This window comes from Candidatus Pelagibacter sp. HIMB1782 (assembly GCF_052047475.1).
In the GTDB taxonomy this organism is placed as follows: Bacteria; Pseudomonadota; Alphaproteobacteria; order Pelagibacterales; family Pelagibacteraceae; genus Pelagibacter.
The window spans coordinates 545,334-564,207 of sequence record NZ_JBNAKE010000002.1; the positions used below are offsets into that span (position 1 = coordinate 545,334).

Genomic DNA, 18,874 nt, shown 5'->3' on the forward strand with positions numbered 1-18,874 from the left:
AATATAAAAAGGCCTGAAGCTATAAGTCTAAAACAAGAAGGCAACGTGGCGGAATGGTTACGCAGAGGATTGCAAATCCTTGTATCCCGGTTCGATTCCGGGCGTTGCCTCCAAAAAAAATCTTGTTTTAGTTTTAAAAAAAAGTAAGTTGTGATTTTTACATTCCTCGGTAGCTCAGTTGGTAGAGCAGTTGACTGTTAATCAATTGGTCGCAGGTTCGAGTCCTGCCCGAGGAGCCAAAAAAAATTTATCTTAAATATTTAAGAATAAACAAACAACCAAAGGGGTCCCATTTTGGTTATGATTAAACTGCTTTAGAAATGTTAGATCCTGAAATTTGTAGTGTTTTGTTAAATTTTAATTTTTGATCAGCATTAAGTTCTGAATAAACTTTCGCTAAAAAATTATAATTAACATTCATATGTCCTTCTTGCGATTTTTCTAAGTTAACTAAATATTCTGAAAAATCTTCAAAGAAATAATTTATTGGTACTTTTAAATAATTTGAAAGCTGAAGTAATCTTATTGAACTTACTCCATTAGTCCCTTTTTCATATTTTTGAATTTGTTGAAATGTTACGTTTATCGCTTTTGCTACTTTTGTTTGGGTTAAACCTAAAGCCAATCTTCTTAACTTAAGTTTGTTCCCTAAGTGTTTGTTGAAATTATCTTCCATTAAGACCCCTCTTAATTAAATTTTAAAAGTCTATTGAACAAATTTATTTCAACTACTGCAATAGAAAAATTTATTTATTTTTTTAAAAAAACCTTAAAAACCAAAAACCTGTCAAGCAATTGTTAAGATCAAAATGTATATATATATATATTTTACAAGATTTGGCTTAAGAAAAGCTTAGTACGATCACTCTTTGGATTAGCAAAAAACTCTTTTGTATCAGCTTTTTCTACTATCATACCTTCGTCCATAAAGATCATTTTATCTGCAACTTCTTTAGCAAATCCCATCTCGTGAGTAACCACAATCATTGTCATACCTTGATTAGCTAAATCGACCATTACATCTAAAACTTCCTTAATCATTTCAGGGTCAAGGGCTGATGTTGGTTCATCAAACAACATAATCTTTGGTTCCATGCATAGAGCTCTAGCGATTGCGACCCTTTGCTGTTGACCGCCAGATAATTGACCTGGAAATTTTTGAGCTTGATCAAGAATTTGAACTCTTTCTAAATGTTTTAGTGCTAATTCTTCAGCTTCCTTTTTTGGCATTTTTTTTACCCAAATAGGAGCAAGTGTACAATTATCTACAATAGATAAATGCGGGAACAAGTTAAATTGCTGGAATACCATTCCAACTTCAGCTCTAATTTGCTCAATATTTTTTGTATCTTCAGTTAAAGTATTACCATCAACTATAATATCTCCTTGTTGATGTTCTTCTAATCTGTTTATGCATCTAATTAGAGTTGATTTACCAGAACCAGATGGTCCACAAACTACAATTTTCTCTTTTGGTTTAACTTCTAAATTTATGTCTTTTAATACTTGGAAATCTCCAAACCACTTATTTACATTTTTAATTTGAATAATACTGTCAGACATAATTATCGCTCTGTTTTATATTTTTGTTCTAAATTATAGCTATACTTACTCATTGCATAACAAATAATCCAGAAAATTATTGCTGCAAATACATAGCCTTCCATTGCAAATCCTAACCATTCTGGATTAGTTTTTGCTAAATTTAACATTCCAACTATTTCTAATAAACCAACTACAAAAATTAAAGGTGTATCTTTAACCAATGCTAAGAAAGTATTAGCAATACCAGGAATTACTAATTTAAGTGCTTGAGGTAAGATTACAAATATATGCATCTTCCAATATCCCATACCCAGTGATTTTGCTGCCTCATACTGACCTCTAGGTAAAGCTTGTAAGCCTCCTCTTATAACTTCTGCAACATATGCAGCTTCAAATAAAGAAATTGCAATAATTGCTCTTACTAATTTATCTATGAAAAAATCTTCCGGTAAAAACATTGGAAACATTACAGCAGACATAAATAAAACTGTAATTAACGGTACCCCTCTCCAGAACTCAATAAATCCTACAGATATATATCTAATCAAAGGTAACTCAGATCTTCTACCAAGAGCGAAGGCCATCCCTATAGGAAAACAGAAAATCAAACAAAAGAATGAAATAATGAATGTTAAAGACAATCCACCCCAAGCTCCAGTTTCAACCCAATTTAAACCATCAAGTTTACCAAGTTCTATTAATTCCTCATAAAAAACAAAGTATTTAAGAACTATGTAAATTGTTAATGGAACAATTAAAAAATAATAAAACTTAAATCTGCTTGGAATAAAAAATCCAAGGATAATCGAAATAACTGCAGCAATTATACCGTAAGAAAAATCAAAAAATACTGGTCCACCTGAAATAAAAAAGAATATAAACAAGAACGCAATAAAAGGATAAATTACTACGTAGTATAAAGTTAAATACTTTTTAAATTTCTCTGTCGCAAAATATCCAACTGATCCAAGTAAAGCCAAAGAAATAAAAGATAAATTTATTCTCCATTGCTCAGCATTTGGATACATTCCATACATAAATCTGTTAAACCAAACTTTTATATAAGTCCAACATGCACCAGTTCCTGAACAAACATCTTTACTATCTCCTGCAAAACTGGCATCAACAAAAAACCAACTTAGAATTGGTGGTGTTGCTTTAATTATTACAAAGATAATTAATAATGAAAGAACAGCATTAAAACTATTGGTATTGATATTTTTATTTAGACTGTCTAAAAATTTATAACCACTATGTTCAATTCTAATAAAGTGAAGACCTATAAATCCAATCACTAAAGGTACAACAAAACTTAACAAAGTTGGTAGGAAACCAGTGATGTTAACATTAAAAAATGAATTCAAAAATACATCTAAAACACTAATAAAAAACAACAAAGAACCTAAATACAAAAATGTATTTAAATTTTCTTTATCAGGTCTTAAAAAATTAATTTTTGACATTTATTTTTCCTTAATAGCAATTTTTTTATTGTACCAATTCATCAAAATAGAAATTGATATACTCAAACTTAAGTAAGTAAGCATAGTAATAGAAACGATCTCAATAGCTTTTCCTGTTTGCATTAATGCAGTACCTGCAAATACTAAAACTAAATCAGGATAAGCAATTGCAGCTGCTAATGATGAATTTTTAGTTAAATTTAAATATTGGTTAGTAGTTGGTGGTATAATGATTCTTAAAGCTTGAGGCATTACTACTAATTTTAAAACTTGATTTGGATTTAAACCAATCGAAGCAGCAGCCTCTTTTTGTCCTTTTCCAACACCTTGAATTCCAGCTCTTACACACTCTGCAATAAAAGTTGCTGTATATAGCGCTAAAGATAAAGTTAATGCGATTAATTCAGGAGGCAAACTTACACCACCTTCATAAATAAATGATGTAGTTGCAAGTTGTTTTAATTTTGGAATTTCAAAAGATAGACTTACTCCACCTATAACAAAACTTAATAATGGTAATATAAAAATTAATCCAAAAGACATCCATAAAACTGGTAACTGTTTACCTTGAGTTTCTTGAACTTTTCTTGCATGAATTCTGATTACAACTATCGCAATTATTGCTGCAACTATTGAATAAAAGAAAACATTAAAGTTTTCCCAAACAAAAGCTGGAACATAAAGACCTTTAATGGTTAAAAAGAAAACACCAAACATTGCATCGGCATCTTGAGGTAATGGTAATGCTCTTAATGCAGCAAAATACCAGAAAAATATCTGTAAAAGTAATGGAATATTTCTAAAAAATTCTACATAGAATGCAGCAAATTTATTAATCAAATAATTTGGTGAAAGTCTTGCAACACCAACTATTACTCCAAGTATGGTTGCAAATATAATTCCAATAACAGAGACTAAGATCGTGTTTAATAATCCAACTAAATAAGCTCTGAAATAAGAATGAGAACCATCATATTCAATTAAAGAAAATTGAACATCAAATGAAGATTCTTGAGATAAAAAACCATATCCAAAATCAATACCTCTATTTTCCATATTGACTTGGGCATTATAACTAAAGAAACCAAAAACTAATATGACTGCTAAAACTGTAACTAACTGAGGAACTATTTTTTGTAATTTGAAGTTCATTTAAGAGCTTATAAAAAAAAGGGCTAGAAAAATCTAGCCCTTTTTAATTAGTTAAATATGCAATTATCTTGCAGGTGGTACGTAAAGAATTCCACCTTTAGTCCATAATTCATTTGGACCTCTATCTGGTAAAATTCCAGTGTCAGCTATATTTCTTTTGTAGCTTTCACCATAGTTACCAACTTGCTTGATAATTCTTAAGCTCCACTCATTGTCTAGACCAAAAGCAGCACCTAATTCACCTTCAGCACCAACTAATCTTTTAACAGCTGGGTTATCTGAAGATTTCATCATATCTGCATTAGCTGAAGTAATTCCATACTCTTCAGCTTCGATCATAGCATTTAAAGACCATCTAACGATATCTTCCCATACTGAGTCACCTTGTCTAACAACTGGTCCTAAAGGCTCTTTAGAAACAGTTTCAGGTAATACAATATGATCATCTGGGTTAGTCATTTTAGTTCTTTGTGCAGCAAGACCTGATTTATCAGTAGTGTAAGTATCACATCTACCAGCATCATAAGCAGCTACAACTTCGTCAGCTTTTTCAAAAGCAACTGGCTCATAAGAAATTCCTTTAGAGTTAAAGAAGTCTCTCATGTTTAACTCAGTTGTTGTACCAATGTTTGTACAAGCTGAGATACCATTTTTGAATTGGCTTGTTGAAGTAATACCAGAACTTTTTCTAACCATGAAACCTTGACCATCGTAGAAGTTTACTCCAACGAAAGTTAGTCCGATATCAGCATCTCTAGAAAGAGTCCAAGTTGTGTTTCTTGATAAGATATCAATCTCACCAGAAGTTAAAGCTGTAAATCTTTCTTTAGCACTTAATGGTGTAAACTTAACTTTGTTTGCATCACCTAGTACTGCAGCAGCTACTGCTCTACATACATCAACATCGATACCAGTCCAATTTCCTGCTGCATCAGCATTAGAAAATCCTGGAAGACCTTGAGATACTCCACATCTTACAAAACCCTTCTTTTGAGTGTTTTTAAGTGTTTTAGATTTTTTAGCAGCCATAGTTTCTGTTGTAAAAGTAAACAACACTGCAACCATTGCCACTAAAGAAGTTAATTGTTTTAAGTATTTAAACATTATTCTTCCTTTTTAGTTATTTTTATTTGTTAACAAATAATTCAAAACTTAGTTTTGAATTCGCAGGATTAAAACATTTTAAAAAAACTACTTCAAGAAGAAATTATGCTCAAAAGATAAAGAAATGGCGCGCCCTGAAGGATTCGAACCTACGACCCTCGGTTTAGAAAACCGATGCTCTATCCAGCTGAGCTAAGGGCGCAATATTTGAAATACATATATATTACAAATTTAATATTTAAACAGAAATTTTTTAGCTATCAATAATAAAGATAACAATTCAATTCTACCAATAATCATAAAGAAAATAAGAATATATTTAGTAATAAAATGTAAATTTTGAAAATCAAAATCACTAATTCCATAAGCTGAAGAATTAACAGTATTCATTAATGTTAGAACTGCCAGTTTAAATGAATATTCAAAATTGATTTCACTCAAAGATAAAAAAATTGTTAATGAAAAAAGTGAGATTATAAAAATAACAATTGTAAGAAAATATTTATTTATGTCTTGAGTTGCAAAGTTAATTTTAGAGAATACTAACTTATTCATAAATACATTTTTTGGTCTGCTAAATGAAAGTATTTGATTTAAAGAATATTTTGTTAAAGAGTAAATTTTTAAAAATCTTAATCCTGAACTTGTAGAAATAAATGAACCTCCAATTATAACCAAAAGTAAATACAAAAATTGAAGATTAGTTTGTTCAACATTCAATGAAATTCCAATGTTTGAAATACTACTTACTAAAGATAAAAAACTATAAGAAAAAGTATTATCGTAACTAAAAAATATAAAAAAAATCCCAACTGTTATTAAAAAGTATAAAAATAGATGAATATCCTCATGAAAAAAATTAATATTTTTTCTTAAAAAGATTAAATTGTAGATAAAAAAAATACTAAAAAAAGAAACTAGCATTAATAAAGAAAAAATTATTATCTGTGAATTTTGAATAAGTATATTTGAGAGATCATTCACAGGCAAGAACCCACCTGACGAAATAATAGTCATTGATAAATTTAATGAATTAAATGATCTAATTCCAAATAAATTAAGAATTATAAAAATAGCTAGAGTTAAGCTTGTATATAAAATAAATATTTTAATTGTTTGTTTTAAAATTTCAGTTGTATTAAATGATAAAAAATTTGTAAGAGATTTTTTTAAGTTTTCATCATAAATATCAATCAAAAAAATTATAGAAAATAAAAAATATAACCCACCTATCCACTGAATTGATGATCTCCATATTATTAAACCTTGATCGATATGTTTTATATTTTCAAAGATTGTAAAACCAGTTGAAGTAAAACCGGAAACTGATTCAAATAAAGCGTTTAAAAAAGTTAAGTTATAAATACTAAAATAAAATGGAATGGATAAAACTAATGGCATAATAAAATATCCAAAAAGAACTGTTATTATTTTTTCAAATATTGTTGGTTTTTTTTCTGAGTTATCAATTTTGTAAAACAATAAACCAACTAAAGCAGAAATTATAAAGCTAAAGTAATATGTATTTAAGTTTAAGTATAAATTAAAATAATAAGAATAAATAATATTTATAAATGAAAAAATTGAAATCAATAGGAAGAAAAAACTTAAATATTTTACCCGAAGTATTGGCATTTAATTAAATTGAGCTAATTCTAAAAATATTTTCAACAACAGAGATTGAGTCTTTTTTGGCTAAAAAAACAACTTTATCATCTTTTTGAAATACGAAGTCTGATCTAGGTATAATTACTTTATCATCTCTAAGTATAGCACCTATTCTAATTTCTTCAGGAAGATTAGAATTTTTTAATTCTTTATTGATTAATTCAGATGTTTCAATAATCTCAGCTTCTATTACCTCATATTCGCCATTCATTATTGTATAAGCTGTTTCAATAGTACCTTTGTGAATATGTTTTAAAATGCTTGATACAGTATTCATTCTAGGATCAATTAAATCATCAATTTTAAGTGAATTTTGTAATAACGAATAGTTTGGTTTATTAATTAAGGCCATTGTTCGTTTATCATCAATTTCTTTTTCATCTTTTGCAAATTTTTCAACTAAAACACTCACCATTAAATTATCTTCATCATCGTTTGTAAGAGCTAAAACTGTCTCTGCTTCTTCTAAATTTGCTTCTGCTAAAACCTCTTCATCCAACGCATCTCCATTAATAACTATTGTATTGTTTAGCTCACTTGCAAGAAATTCAGCCCTATCTTTATTTTTTTCAATAATTTTTACTCTTGCAGCATCTAAATTTTCTTCAATATTTTTGGCTAAATTAAAACCAATATTACCTCCACCAACTATAAGAATTTTTTTTGAAATTTTTTCGGTATGTCCAAATGCTTCCAATGTCTCAGACATTTGTGTTGAATTTATAATCACATAAATCTTATCATTAGTTTTTATTTCATCAGTTTTTTTTGGAATAAAAAACCTCTCTTCTCTTATGACACCAATTACATTTGCTTTGAGGTTAGGGTATTTTTTTGTAAGATCACTTAATTTAATATTGATCAAATTACAATTTTCATTAATTAATATTTCAAGCAACCTAATTTTATTTTCCGCAAAAGGTACACTATCTAAGGCGCCAGGTGCCTCAAGTTTTCTTTGAATTGATTTTGCAATTTCAATTTCTGGTGAAATAATTACATCTATTGGTAAGTTTTCTTTATTATAAACTGTTGTAAACTTAGGATTTAAATAATCTTGTGATCTAATTCTCGCAATTTTTTTTGGAATTTTAAATATCGAAAAAGCAATTTGGCATATAACCATATTAATTTCGTCATTTCGAGTTACTGCTATAATCATGTCTGCTTCTTGAGCATTAGCTTTTTCAAGTATTGATGGGTAACTTCCTTTTCCAACAATAGCTTTTACATCTAGTGCATCGTCAATTTTTTGAATATCTTCGCTAGAAGGATCTATTACTGTAATAGAATGACCTTGTTCACTAAGCTGTTTAGCAATAGTAAAACCTACCCTACCCGCACCGCAAATGATTATATTCATTTAATTAAATTCTTTAATTCCTAGGCCTTTTAACTTTCTATGTAAGGCACTTCTTTCCATTCCAACAAAATTGGCTGTTTTTGAAATATTTCCATTAAATTTTTTCAATTGAATAGTTAAATACTCCTTTTCAAATTTTTCTCTAGCCTCTTTTAATGGCACAGATAGGCTATTTTCAGCCAATTGCTCATTGAAATTAATATTTTTTAGAGATTCTTTTATTATATTTGAAATTTTTTCCTTTGTGTCAGGTTGCAAAATTGCAATTCGTTCAATTAGATTTCTTAATTCTCTAACATTACCGTGCCATTCATGATTTAAAATATAAGTATTATCTTCATCTATTTCTAATTCATTAATATTATAATTTTCAGATATTTTTTTTGAAAAATATTTAATTAAAAGTGGAATATCTGAAATACGTTGATTCAATGGTTCAACGTTTATTTCAAAAACATTAAGTCTATGAAATAGATCTTCTCTAAAATTTCCTATTTCAATTTCTTTCTTCAAATCCTTGCTTGAGGAGCATATTAATCTAACATTTACACTTACGTCATTTGAACCATTAACTCTTTTAAACTTTTGATCTGTTAGAACTCTCAAAATTTTTGACTGTATATCCAAAGGTATTTCTGAAACTTGATCTATCAATAAAGTTCCTTTGTTAGCTTTTTCTAATGCTCCATAAGATATAGAGCCGTTATCTTTTTCTTCTCCAAACAATTCTAATTCGTATTTATTTGAATCTAGCAATGCTCCATTTAAAACTATAAAAGGATTTTTATTTCTTTTAGATAATTTGTGAATTTTTCTTGCTATTAATTCTTTACCAGATCCTGATGGACCGTTTATAAATACTCTACTTTCAGTAATAGAAATTTTATTAATTTGATCATTTATATTTAAAATATTTTTACTATTTCCAATTAATTCGTATGATGAAAATAATTTTGTTTCATATTCTTTATTTTGTTTTTTAAGATTATAATTCTCAACTGCCCTTCTAACAAAATTTAACAATCTCTCTTGATCAAAAGGCTTTTCAATGAATTCAAAAGCTCCCTCATGGAGAGATTTTACAGCCATTTCAATATTTGCATGACCTGAGATTATAATGACAGGCACATCTTTATCTTTTGATTTAATATGTGATAACAATTCTATTCCATCATTATCACCCTTATCTAATTTTACATCTAGAATGGCAACATCTGGAAGTTTTTTATCTATTTCAGATAATGCCTGATTATAATTAGCAGCAAGTCTTGTTTTATAACCAGCATCTAAAATTAACTCATTAATGATATTCCTTATATCGGCATTATCATCTACAATTAAAATTTCAGAACTCATTCTATTTAATAAAATTTATTTTAATTTTTGCACCATCATCTAGAGGTATAAATTCAATATTTCCATTATGATCATTTATAATTTTACTTACTATTGAAAGACCTAATCCAGTTCCATTTTTTTTAGTAGTAAAGTATGGGTTTAAAATATCTTTAATATTTGCTGCAAATATTCCAAATCCGATACCATTATCTATAATGTTTATAATTATGTGGTTATTTTCCTTATTAACTTCAATAGTGATCTTTTTCACTAAATTAGTGACATTTTCAGCTCTTTGCTGAATACTCTCAATAGAATTTTTAATTAAATTAAAGAAAACTCTAGCAAGTTGTTCTTTATCACTATTTAAATAAACTTCTTTTTCATTGCTAGCAATCGAAATATTAATCGTATTATCTAATTCATTTAATAATGTAATATTGTCTTGAATGATTTGAATTAAATTGTTTTCTTTTAAAATAGGCTTCGGCATACGAGCAAAATCTGAAAATTCATTAACTAAATTTCCTATTTGTTTAATTTGATTATTTATTATCTTTAAATTTTCATCAAAATTTTCTTTTTCGTTTTCATTAATCTGATTAGAATATTTTGTTTTCATTCTATCTATTGTTAATTGAATAGGAGTTAGGGGATTTTTAATTTCATGCGCAAGTTTTCTTGCTAAATTGCTCCAAGCTTCATGTCTTTCGTTTATAATTAATTTTTCTTGTTGATTTCTTAGTCTATCAATCATCAAATTAAAATTTTTATTCAAAGTTTCTAAATCTTTATCAGTTTTTACTTCAGGAACTTTTGTATCAAATTTTCCTTCACCAATTGATACAGATGCGTTAATTAAATTATTAATAGATCTAAAAAATCTAGAAGAAAATCGTATAGCTATTGATATAGAGACAAACAATAAAACACTAACAACTATAACATAAATAATTGCAAAAGATATTTTTATACCTGTGCTTTTTTCCTCAACAGTATAATAAAAATTTATAGCTTCTTGAGATTCAGTTAAGTATTTTGAAATATCTTTATCTAGATATTTAATTACATATAAAAATCTATTATCAAAATTTTGCAGCCTCATAATAGCTGCAGACATATTTTCTGGAGCGTTTATAATTTTTAAAGGTCTGTCATCGTCAAGAACTAGTGCCAAAGCTCTATCTACAGGGGGCACATATGGCTGGTCATCTTTTAGTGATGTAAATAATAATTTTTTATCAATATTAATGATGTGAATTTCATCAACACCTCTGATTAATTTCTGGGTATCTAAAAATCTTCTATATTCATTTGAATTATCATTTAAAAAATTTTTACTTTTATTAGTATCAAAGGCTATTAAAACAATATCTGATTGAATTTTATTTCTAATTTCTTCTACATAATTTTTAGCTAACTCATAAGAATTATTAACTACAGTTGTAACTTTCTTATCGAAATATTTTTCTAAGGCAAAAGAAAAAAGAAATAATGAAAAAATAGAAATTAGAATTGAGGGTATTAAAGTAAATAGAGCAAATACAGTAATATACTTTTTGTTAGATTTTAAACCATCTTTATCAATATCAGTTTTGATTGCTCTTCTAATTTCAAAAAAAATAAATACAAAGAGTGAAGTTAAAAGTAAAATATCAACTATTAAAAGATATTGTAGATTTTTATCAGTTAGTTTGATGAAACCTTTGTCAATAAAAGTTAAAAACGTTAAAAAACCTATCGATAATGTGATAATAAATAATATTATCAAATAGATGTTTTTCTTAATAAAGTCTGACATTTAGGTATAAAATTTCTATAATTAATGACTAATTATTTTATAATACTAGCTTCGGGACAAAGCAAAAGGTTTAATTCGAAAAAACTTAAACAATACAACATTTACGAAGGTAAACCTTTATTCAAACACTCTCTTGATAAGGCTTTAAAGTCAAAACTTTTCAAAAAAATAATAATTGTAGTTAACAAAAAAAAAGAAATTAAAGAAAAATTTCCTAAAAATGTTTCAATTATTGTTGGTGGGAAAGAAAGATCTGATTCTTCATTGATTGCTTTAAAGTTTATTAAGAAATACAAACCTACCAATGTACTAATACATGATGCTGCAAGACCAAATTTTACCATAAATCTATTAAAAAAATTAATAACTTCACTACAGAAAAATAAAGCAGTAATACCTTCAATCAAATCTAAAGACTCAATCAAGTATAAAATTAAAAATCAAATAATCAATTTAAGTAGAGATAATTCTATTCTAACACAAACTCCTCAAGCTTTTAAATTTCAAGATTTGTACAATCTATCAATTAAACAAAAAAAAGTGATTACAGATGAGGCAAGTTTATTTATTGAAAAAAACTTAAACGTAAAATTTATTCAAGGTGAAAATTTAAATACTAAAATTACTTTTAAAGAAGATATTAAAGAAAAATTAACTTACTTTGGTATTGGATTTGATATCCATAGATTAATCAAAGGTAAAAAACTTTATCTAGGGGGTATTAAAATACCTTATCACTCAGGATTAAAAGGACACTCGGATGGTGATGTAATTATTCATTCGATAATTGACTCGATATTAGGAGCTATGAGAAAAAAGGATATTGGAACTTTTTTTCCAGACAACAGTAACAAGTTTAAAAATATTAGATCTCCAAAAATGCTAAAACCAATTATAAAGTTATTATATTCAAATAATTACCATATCAATAATTTAGATATCAATCTGATATGTGAAAAACCAAAAATATCAAAATATAGAGATAAAATATTAAATTCGCTTTCAAATCTATTAAATATAAATAAAGATTTAATTAATTTAAAAGGTAAAACAACAGAAAAACTTGGATTAATAGGAAAAGAAAAAGCAATTGCCTGTGAAGTAATTTGCTCGATATCAAAATGAAAAAAATTAATGTTTTAATCTCGACTTTCTTTGGGTACGGTTATTTGACAAAAATGCCTGGCACTGTTGCATCGATTGTTACAACAGTCTTTATTTATATAGCTTATGAAATTCTTGATTATACAAGTTTAAAGTTCTCAATAGTTTTTTTTATTATTTTATTTTTTTACTCTTTTTTTGCTGTCAAAGACACAGAGAGTGAATTTGAAAATAAAGATCCTAGACAAATTGTAATTGATGAAGTTTTAGGTCAATCGATGCCTTTGATACTTTTGCTATATTTAAATCAAACAAATCAAATCAATATTGCTATTGAATTTTATTATATTATTTCTTTATTATCTTTTAGATTTTTTGATATTTTAAAGCCATTTCCGGTAAGCTATTTCGATAAAAATCATAAAAATTATTTTGGTATAATTATGGATGATATAATGGCTGGTCTTTACTCAATGGTTGTAGTCTATTTAGTTAGTTTCATATTTTGATGAATTTAAAAAAACTACATAAAAAATTGATAAATAAAAAATTAACAATTTCTGTAGCTGAATCTTGTACAGGAGGTTTGTTGGCTAGCAATCTTACTAAACTAGCAAATTCATCCAAATACTTTCAAATGGGTTTAATTACTTACTCTAATGAGGCAAAAACCAAAATCTTAAAAGTAGATAGAAATATCATTAAAAAATATGGTGCTGTAAGCAAAGAATGCTGTGAAGAAATGGTAAAGAATTTATCTAAAATTTCTAAAAGCAAAATTAATGTATCAATTACTGGTATAGCTGGGCCAGGAGGAGGATCAAAAATAAAACCAGTTGGTCTTGTCTATATTGGGATTAAAACAGGAAAATATTTATTAATTTTAGAAAATAAATTTAAATCTAAGAACAGATCAAGTATTCAAAAAAATACAGTAAGAGAAGTATTAAATAAAATTATAAAAATTATTTCCTAAAGATTTTCAGCTCTTTTTTGAAAAGCATCAGCTATTTTGTTTAAACCAAATTGAAATGATTTTTCCATTATTAAATTCAAAAACTTATTTTTAATTTCAAAATCAACATCAAATTGAACTTCTGTTAAATTATCTTTTTCTACAAATTTCCAATTATTTTCAAGATGTTTTAAGGGACCATCAATATTGGTTACGTGAATAGAGTCGTTTTTTTTATCGTATCTTACATCGCTCTTATAAGTATCTACAAAGGGTTTTTTGCCAATGGTCAAATCAGCAATTATTTTTTTTACATCCACATCGTCATTTGTTTCATAAATTTTTGAGTCAATGCAAAATGGAATAAATTCAGGATACTTTTCAATATCTAAAACAAAATCAATTAATGTTTGTTTATCACGTGCGATATGACGTGTAACTGATGCTTTAGGCATTAATTACTTTTTATTCTGTTTTGTTGTAACTTAGCAAAATCCTCATCGGCATGATAAGAAGATCTTGTTAAAGGCGATGAGGAAACTAATAAAAATCCCTTAGCTTTTGCTATAGTTCCTAATTCATCAAATTCTTTTGGGGTATAATATCTATCTAATGGAAAATGTTTTGTTGATGGCTGCAAGTACTGGCCGATAGTTATAAAATCTACATCAGCTGCTCTTAAATCATCCATAACTTGAAATATTTCATCTCTTGTCTCTCCTAAACCAACCATAATTCCAGATTTAGTAAAAATATTTTTATCAATTTTCTTTGCATTTTTTAAAAGTTCTAAGGATGTAAAATATCTAGATCCTGGTCTTACTTTTAAATAAAGACTGGGTACAGTCTCAATATTATGATTAAAAACATCTGGTCTAGCTTCAATAACTTTTTTGTAAGCTTCCCCTTTTCTTAAAAAGTCTGGTGTCAAAACTTCTATAGTTGTATTTGGATTTGATTTTCTAGTTTGATTAATCACATTATAAAAATGTTCAGAACCTCCATCATCTAGATCGTCTCTATCAACTGAAGTTATTACAACATGTTTTAAATTTAACTTTTTAACAGCTTCAGCAATTTTAACTGGTTCTAATAAGTCTAAATTTCCAGGAACACCAGTTTTAACATCACAGAAAGCACATGCTCTTGTACAAGTATCACCCATTATCATAAAAGTTGCGTGTCTCTTACTCCAGCACTCAGTAATATTTGGACAGTTTGCTTCCTGACAAACAGTTACTAAATTATTATTATTAACTATTGTTTTCGTTAAAAAAAATTCTTTGCTATTTGTAAGCTTTGATCTAATCCAATCTGGTTTTTTTTTAATTGGATTTATTGGCTTATTTTCTTTTTCAGGATGTCTACTTTTCATCTTTTTTTATTAAATAAATTGTTTCATCTTTTTTACCAAATAAAAATCTTTCTCTAATTAATATCTCCACATAATCTAAATCTAGATTTGTACTTAATAGAGAATTTTTATGATCTATATCCTCTATTTTCTTAATTAATAATGTCTCTTCTTTTTTCAAGTCAGACAAAAGTTCTTTTTTTTTAAAATATGAAAAAAGCCCTCTTTCTCCAGAAACTAGATTAAAAATGAAATAAAATATTAAAAAAATTGATGTTAATAAAAAATAATTTCTTTTTATTAATCTCAACATTAATTGATCTTATTCATTCTTGCCTTATTTCCAAGTTCTTCTTCAATACGAATTAATTGATTGTATTTAGCAACCCTTTCTGAACGTGCTAAAGATCCTGTTTTAATTTGATTGGAATTTGTTCCAACTGCTAAATCAGCAATGAATGTGTCCTCACTATCTCCAGATCTATGAGAAATTATTGTTTTATAACCAATAGTTTGAGCAAATTTAATTACATCTAGAGTTTCAGAAACAGTGCCTATCTGATTAAGTTTAATTAATATTGAATTAGATGAAATATTTAAAAATCCTTTTTTTAATCTCTCAAGATTTGTAACATAAAGATCATCTCCCACAATCTGAACGTTTTTTACAGAACGGATTAATTTATTCCAAGCTAACCAATCATTTTCTGCAAAAGGATCTTCTATAGATTTAATTTTATATTTCTTAATAATTTTTTGGTATTCTTTTATTGATTTTTCAACAGAAACAAAATTTTTTGAATGGATTGAATATTTGTTTTTTTTTAATAGTTCATTTGCGGCTACATCCAAACAAATTGAAACATCTTTACCATTAATAAATCCAGATTTCTTAATTGCTGAGACAATCAAATCTAAAGCCTGGTTATTGCTACTAATCATAGGTGCAAAACCACCCTCATCACCAACTGAAGTAGAGTAACCTTTGATTTTTATTAAATTACTTAGGTTTTTAATTACAACAAAACAAATCCTCATTGCTTCTGAGAAACTTTTTGCTCTATCTGGTCTTATCATAAATTCTTGAATTCTAAGACCATTGTTGGCATGAGCTCCTCCATTAATAATATTCATTAATGGATAAGGTAATTGAAAATTATTTTTTAAAAAAAATGTCTTATACAAAGGTAGTTTTTTTACTTTTGCAGAAAGTTTTTTTACAGCCATTGATACTGCAAGCATTGCATTTGCACCTAGATTAGTTTTTTGTTTCGTACCATCTAAATTAATTAATAAGGCATCAATTCTCTCTTGATTATGAACGCTTTGACCTTTTAATTTTTTTGAAATTTTTGAATTTACTAATTCAACAGCTTTTAAAACACTTTTACCTAAATATTTTTTATTATTTTTATCTCTTTTTTCAAAAGCTTCGTATGTGCCAGTTGATGCACCTGATGGACATATGGCAGATGCACTTAAATTATTTGTATAGACCTCAGCTTCTACTGTTGGATTTCCTCGACTATCAAAAACTTGTCGTGCTTTAATTTTTGTTATTTTACTCACTTAATAAGTTTATCAATTTCGGTTAACTGTCTTAATAAATTTTCTAATTTATCTAGAGGAACCATATTAGGCCCATCAGATGGTGCGTTATCAGGATCCTGATGTGTTTCTATAAATACACCGGCAACCCCAACAGCAACAGCTGCTCTTGCAAGATACTCAACAAATTCTCTTTGACCACCAGAAGATTCTCCTTGTCCTCCAGGTTGCTGAACTGAATGCGTTGCATCAAAAATAACCGGATAACCATTCTTGGCCATAATAGGTAAAGATCTCATGTCAGAAACCAAAGTGTTGTATCCAAAACTTGCACCTCTTTCAGTAACAAGAATATTTGAGTTTCCTGAGTCTGATATTTTTTTTGTAACATTTACCATGTCCCAAGGAGCTAAAAATTGACCCTTTTTAACATTTATAATTTTATTTGTTTTTGCAGCAGCAATTAAAAGATCAGTTTGTCTACATAGAAAAGCTGGAATTTGTAAAACATCAACATGATTAGCAACTACTGAACATTGCTCTGAATTATGAATATCAGTCAAAATTGGAACATTTAATTCTTTTTTAATTTTATCAAATACAGGTAATGAAGCTTCCAAACCAGCACCTCTCTTACCTTTTAAACTTGTTCGGTTAGCTTTATCAAAAGAAGTTTTATAAATAAAACCTAGACCATATTTGGAAGTTATTTCTTTTATTTTTCCAGCCATATCCATTGCATGCTGTTCTGTTTCAAGCTGACATGGACCAGCAATAATACAAATTTTTTTATCATTTGAAATTTCTATGTTCCCACAATTAACTGTAATACTACTCATTTATGATTTTTTGCTGCTTTGATAAATGAAGAGAATAAAGGATGAGGAGATAAAGGTCTAGATTTAAATTCAGGATGAAACTGAACTCCAATAAACCAAGGATGATTTTTAAGTTCAATTATCTCAGGAAGTTTATTATCTGGCGATAAACCAGAAAATATTAGTCCATTTTTCTCAAATTTTTCCTTAAATGAAATATCCACTTCATATCTATGTCTGTGTCTTTCTTTGATTAATCTTGATTTATAGATATCTCTAATTTTAGACTTATCTTTTAAAATTGCATCATAAGAACCAAGTCTCATTGTTCCACCTAAATTTTTATCTGTACCTTTAACTTTTTTTCCACTTTTTTCCCACTCATTCATTAAACCAATTATATGAACACCACCTTTATCAAACTCAGAAGAAGTTGCTTTTTTAATTTTTAATTTATTTCTAGCAAATTCTATTATCGCCATTTGCATACCGTAACAAATACCTAGAAATGGTATTTTATTAATTCTTGAATATTTAATTGCTTCAATTTTTCCCTCAGTTCCTCTTTTTCCAAATCCTCCTGGTATTAGAATACCTGAAACATTTTTAAGTTTGCTTTTAATTTCAGAAACTTTTAATTTTTCTGAATCAATTCTAACTAAATTTACCTTCAGGTTGTTTGTAATTCCTCCATGCGTTAAGGCTTCATCTAATGATTTATATGCATCTTTTAATTCTACATATTTACCTATTATTGCAATATTGACTTGTTTTTTTGTATTAAGTGTAATTTTGGTAATTTTCTTCCAAGGATTTAAGTTATTTGATTTTTTAGATTTTATTTTAAAGTAATCTAAAACTTGAAGATCTAACTTTTCTTTAGCAAAACTAATTGGTGCTTCATAAATTGTTTTTACATCAACCGTTTCAATTACATTTTTAATATCAACATTGCAAAATAGAGATATTTTTTTTCTATGCTCTAAAGGTATTGGTCTTTCTGATCTACAAATAATTATATCAGGTTGAATACCAATACTTCTCAATTCTTTTACGGAGTGTTGTGTTGGTTTAGTTTTTATTTCATCTGATGCTTTTAAATATGGAACTAAAGTTAAATGAATAAATAAAGCATTTTTTTTCCCAATATCATTTGAAAATTGTCTTATAGCCTCAACAAATGGTAAGCTTTCAATATCACCTACAATTCCACCTATTTCGCAAATTACAAAATCTTCTTTTGACGTATCGTATTTAATAAATTCTTTAATTCTATTGGTTATATGTGGAATAACTTGTACTGTCTTTCCAAGATATTCTCCTTTTCTTTCTTTCCTCAGAACATCGCTATAAATTTTTCCTGTAGTAATATTATCTGTTTTCTTTGCAGTAACTCCTGAAAATCTTTCATAGTGACCTAAATCTAAATCTGTTTCAGCGCCATCATCTGTTACAAAAACCTCTCCATGCTGGAATGGACTCATTGTTCCAGGATCTACATTTAGGTAAGGATCTAATTTTCTAAGCCTAACTTTGTAACCTCGAGATTGCAGAAGATATGCTAGTGATGCTGATGATAGACCTTTTCCAAGTGATGAAACCACGCCGCCAGTGACAAATATATATCGCGCCATGGAGTTATCTTATAGCTAATAAAAAAA

The 18,874-nt window shown here is 27.6% G+C and carries 18 protein-coding genes and 3 tRNA genes; 5 read left to right on the forward strand and 16 right to left on the reverse strand.

Annotated features, from left to right (window positions below):
- Positions 1-39: 39 nt before the first annotated feature.
- Together ACTTAO_RS07555 and ACTTAO_RS07560 are read left to right on the forward strand one after the other, a co-directional pair.
- Positions 40-113: transfer RNA gene (locus tag ACTTAO_RS07555), tRNA-Cys, on the forward strand.
- Between the two features lie 50 nt (positions 114-163).
- Positions 164-239: transfer RNA gene (locus tag ACTTAO_RS07560), tRNA-Asn, on the forward strand.
- A 65-nt stretch (positions 240-304) separates the two neighbouring features.
- On the opposite strand, the gene ACTTAO_RS07565 is transcribed toward ACTTAO_RS07560, so the two are convergent.
- From ACTTAO_RS07565 to ACTTAO_RS07610, 10 genes are all read right to left on the reverse strand, one after another.
- Entirely contained in the window at positions 305-676 is a 372-nt protein-coding gene (locus ACTTAO_RS07565; protein ID WP_262589252.1) for a helix-turn-helix domain-containing protein, read from the reverse strand.
- Between the two features lie 152 nt (positions 677-828).
- Entirely contained in the window at positions 829-1,563 is a 735-nt protein-coding gene (locus ACTTAO_RS07570) for an amino acid ABC transporter ATP-binding protein (protein ID WP_316963573.1), read from the reverse strand.
- A gap of 2 nt (positions 1,564-1,565) precedes the next feature.
- Entirely contained in the window at positions 1,566-3,008 is a 1,443-nt protein-coding gene (locus tag ACTTAO_RS07575; protein ID WP_440691756.1) for an amino acid ABC transporter permease, read from the reverse strand.
- On the reverse strand, positions 3,009-4,160 hold the full coding sequence (locus tag ACTTAO_RS07580; RefSeq protein ID WP_440691758.1) for an amino acid ABC transporter permease: 1,152 nt from the start codon (positions 4,158-4,160) through the stop codon (positions 3,009-3,011).
- 63 nt (positions 4,161-4,223) lie between these two features.
- Positions 4,224-5,264, reverse strand: coding sequence for an amino acid ABC transporter substrate-binding protein (locus ACTTAO_RS07585; RefSeq protein WP_440618463.1), 1,041 nt, complete (start codon positions 5,262-5,264; stop codon positions 4,224-4,226).
- 125 nt (positions 5,265-5,389) lie between these two features.
- A tRNA-Arg gene (locus tag ACTTAO_RS07590) sits at positions 5,390-5,466 on the reverse strand.
- 29 nt (positions 5,467-5,495) lie between these two features.
- Positions 5,496-6,899 carry a TrkH family potassium uptake protein gene (locus ACTTAO_RS07595; RefSeq protein ID WP_440691759.1) on the reverse strand — a complete coding sequence of 468 codons (1,404 nt, stop codon included), beginning with the start codon at positions 6,897-6,899 and terminating at the stop codon, positions 5,496-5,498.
- Positions 6,900-6,903: 4 nt separating this feature from the next.
- On the reverse strand, positions 6,904-8,295 hold the full coding sequence (gene trkA, locus ACTTAO_RS07600; RefSeq protein WP_440691761.1) for a Trk system potassium transporter TrkA: 1,392 nt from the start codon (positions 8,293-8,295) through the stop codon (positions 6,904-6,906).
- Positions 8,296-9,651: a sigma-54-dependent transcriptional regulator gene (locus ACTTAO_RS07605; RefSeq protein ID WP_440691763.1), complete on the reverse strand. Its 1,356-nt coding sequence runs from the start codon at positions 9,649-9,651 to the stop codon at positions 8,296-8,298. It abuts the gene before it with no gap.
- A 1-nt stretch (position 9,652) separates the two neighbouring features.
- Positions 9,653-11,434 carry an ATP-binding protein gene (locus tag ACTTAO_RS07610; protein WP_440691765.1) on the reverse strand — a complete coding sequence of 594 codons (1,782 nt, stop codon included), beginning with the start codon at positions 11,432-11,434 and terminating at the stop codon, positions 9,653-9,655.
- A gap of 24 nt (positions 11,435-11,458) precedes the next feature.
- Between ACTTAO_RS07610 and ispF the strand changes: the two genes are divergently transcribed.
- The 3 genes from ispF to ACTTAO_RS07625 are packed head-to-tail and all read left to right on the forward strand — an operon-like array spanning position 11,459 to position 13,514.
- On the forward strand, positions 11,459-12,559 hold the full coding sequence (gene ispF, locus ACTTAO_RS07615) for a 2-C-methyl-D-erythritol 2,4-cyclodiphosphate synthase (protein WP_440691767.1): 1,101 nt from the start codon (positions 11,459-11,461) through the stop codon (positions 12,557-12,559).
- Complete coding sequence (locus tag ACTTAO_RS07620; RefSeq protein WP_440691769.1) at positions 12,556-13,047, forward strand: phosphatidylglycerophosphatase A family protein; 492 nt, start codon at positions 12,556-12,558, stop codon at positions 13,045-13,047. The genes ispF and ACTTAO_RS07620 overlap by 4 nt, the downstream gene beginning before the upstream one ends.
- Positions 13,047-13,514 carry a CinA family protein gene (locus tag ACTTAO_RS07625; protein WP_440691771.1) on the forward strand — a complete coding sequence of 156 codons (468 nt, stop codon included), beginning with the start codon at positions 13,047-13,049 and terminating at the stop codon, positions 13,512-13,514. The genes ACTTAO_RS07620 and ACTTAO_RS07625 overlap by 1 nt, the downstream gene beginning before the upstream one ends.
- Here the strand turns inward: ACTTAO_RS07625 and ACTTAO_RS07630 are convergent.
- The 6 genes from ACTTAO_RS07630 to ACTTAO_RS07655 are packed head-to-tail and all read right to left on the reverse strand — an operon-like array spanning position 13,511 to position 18,847.
- On the reverse strand, positions 13,511-13,948 hold the full coding sequence (locus ACTTAO_RS07630; RefSeq protein ID WP_440691773.1) for a type II toxin-antitoxin system RatA family toxin: 438 nt from the start codon (positions 13,946-13,948) through the stop codon (positions 13,511-13,513). The two genes, ACTTAO_RS07625 and ACTTAO_RS07630, sit on opposite strands and share 4 nt — an antisense overlap.
- Positions 13,948-14,868, reverse strand: coding sequence for a lipoyl synthase (lipA, locus tag ACTTAO_RS07635; protein WP_440691775.1), 921 nt, complete (start codon positions 14,866-14,868; stop codon positions 13,948-13,950). The genes ACTTAO_RS07630 and lipA overlap by 1 nt, the downstream gene beginning before the upstream one ends.
- Positions 14,858-15,160: an FtsB family cell division protein gene (locus ACTTAO_RS07640; protein ID WP_440691777.1), complete on the reverse strand. Its 303-nt coding sequence runs from the start codon at positions 15,158-15,160 to the stop codon at positions 14,858-14,860. The genes lipA and ACTTAO_RS07640 overlap by 11 nt, the downstream gene beginning before the upstream one ends.
- The gene (eno, locus tag ACTTAO_RS07645; RefSeq protein WP_440691779.1) at positions 15,160-16,416 is read right to left on the reverse strand and encodes a phosphopyruvate hydratase; all 1,257 of its coding nucleotides are present in this window, start codon (positions 16,414-16,416) and stop codon (positions 15,160-15,162) included. The genes ACTTAO_RS07640 and eno overlap by 1 nt, the downstream gene beginning before the upstream one ends.
- Positions 16,413-17,234, reverse strand: coding sequence for a 3-deoxy-8-phosphooctulonate synthase (gene kdsA / locus ACTTAO_RS07650; protein ID WP_440691781.1), 822 nt, complete (start codon positions 17,232-17,234; stop codon positions 16,413-16,415). The genes eno and kdsA overlap by 4 nt, the downstream gene beginning before the upstream one ends.
- Complete coding sequence (locus ACTTAO_RS07655; RefSeq protein WP_440691783.1) at positions 17,231-18,847, reverse strand: CTP synthase; 1,617 nt, start codon at positions 18,845-18,847, stop codon at positions 17,231-17,233. The genes kdsA and ACTTAO_RS07655 overlap by 4 nt, the downstream gene beginning before the upstream one ends.
- Positions 18,848-18,874: the final 27 nt, after the last annotated feature.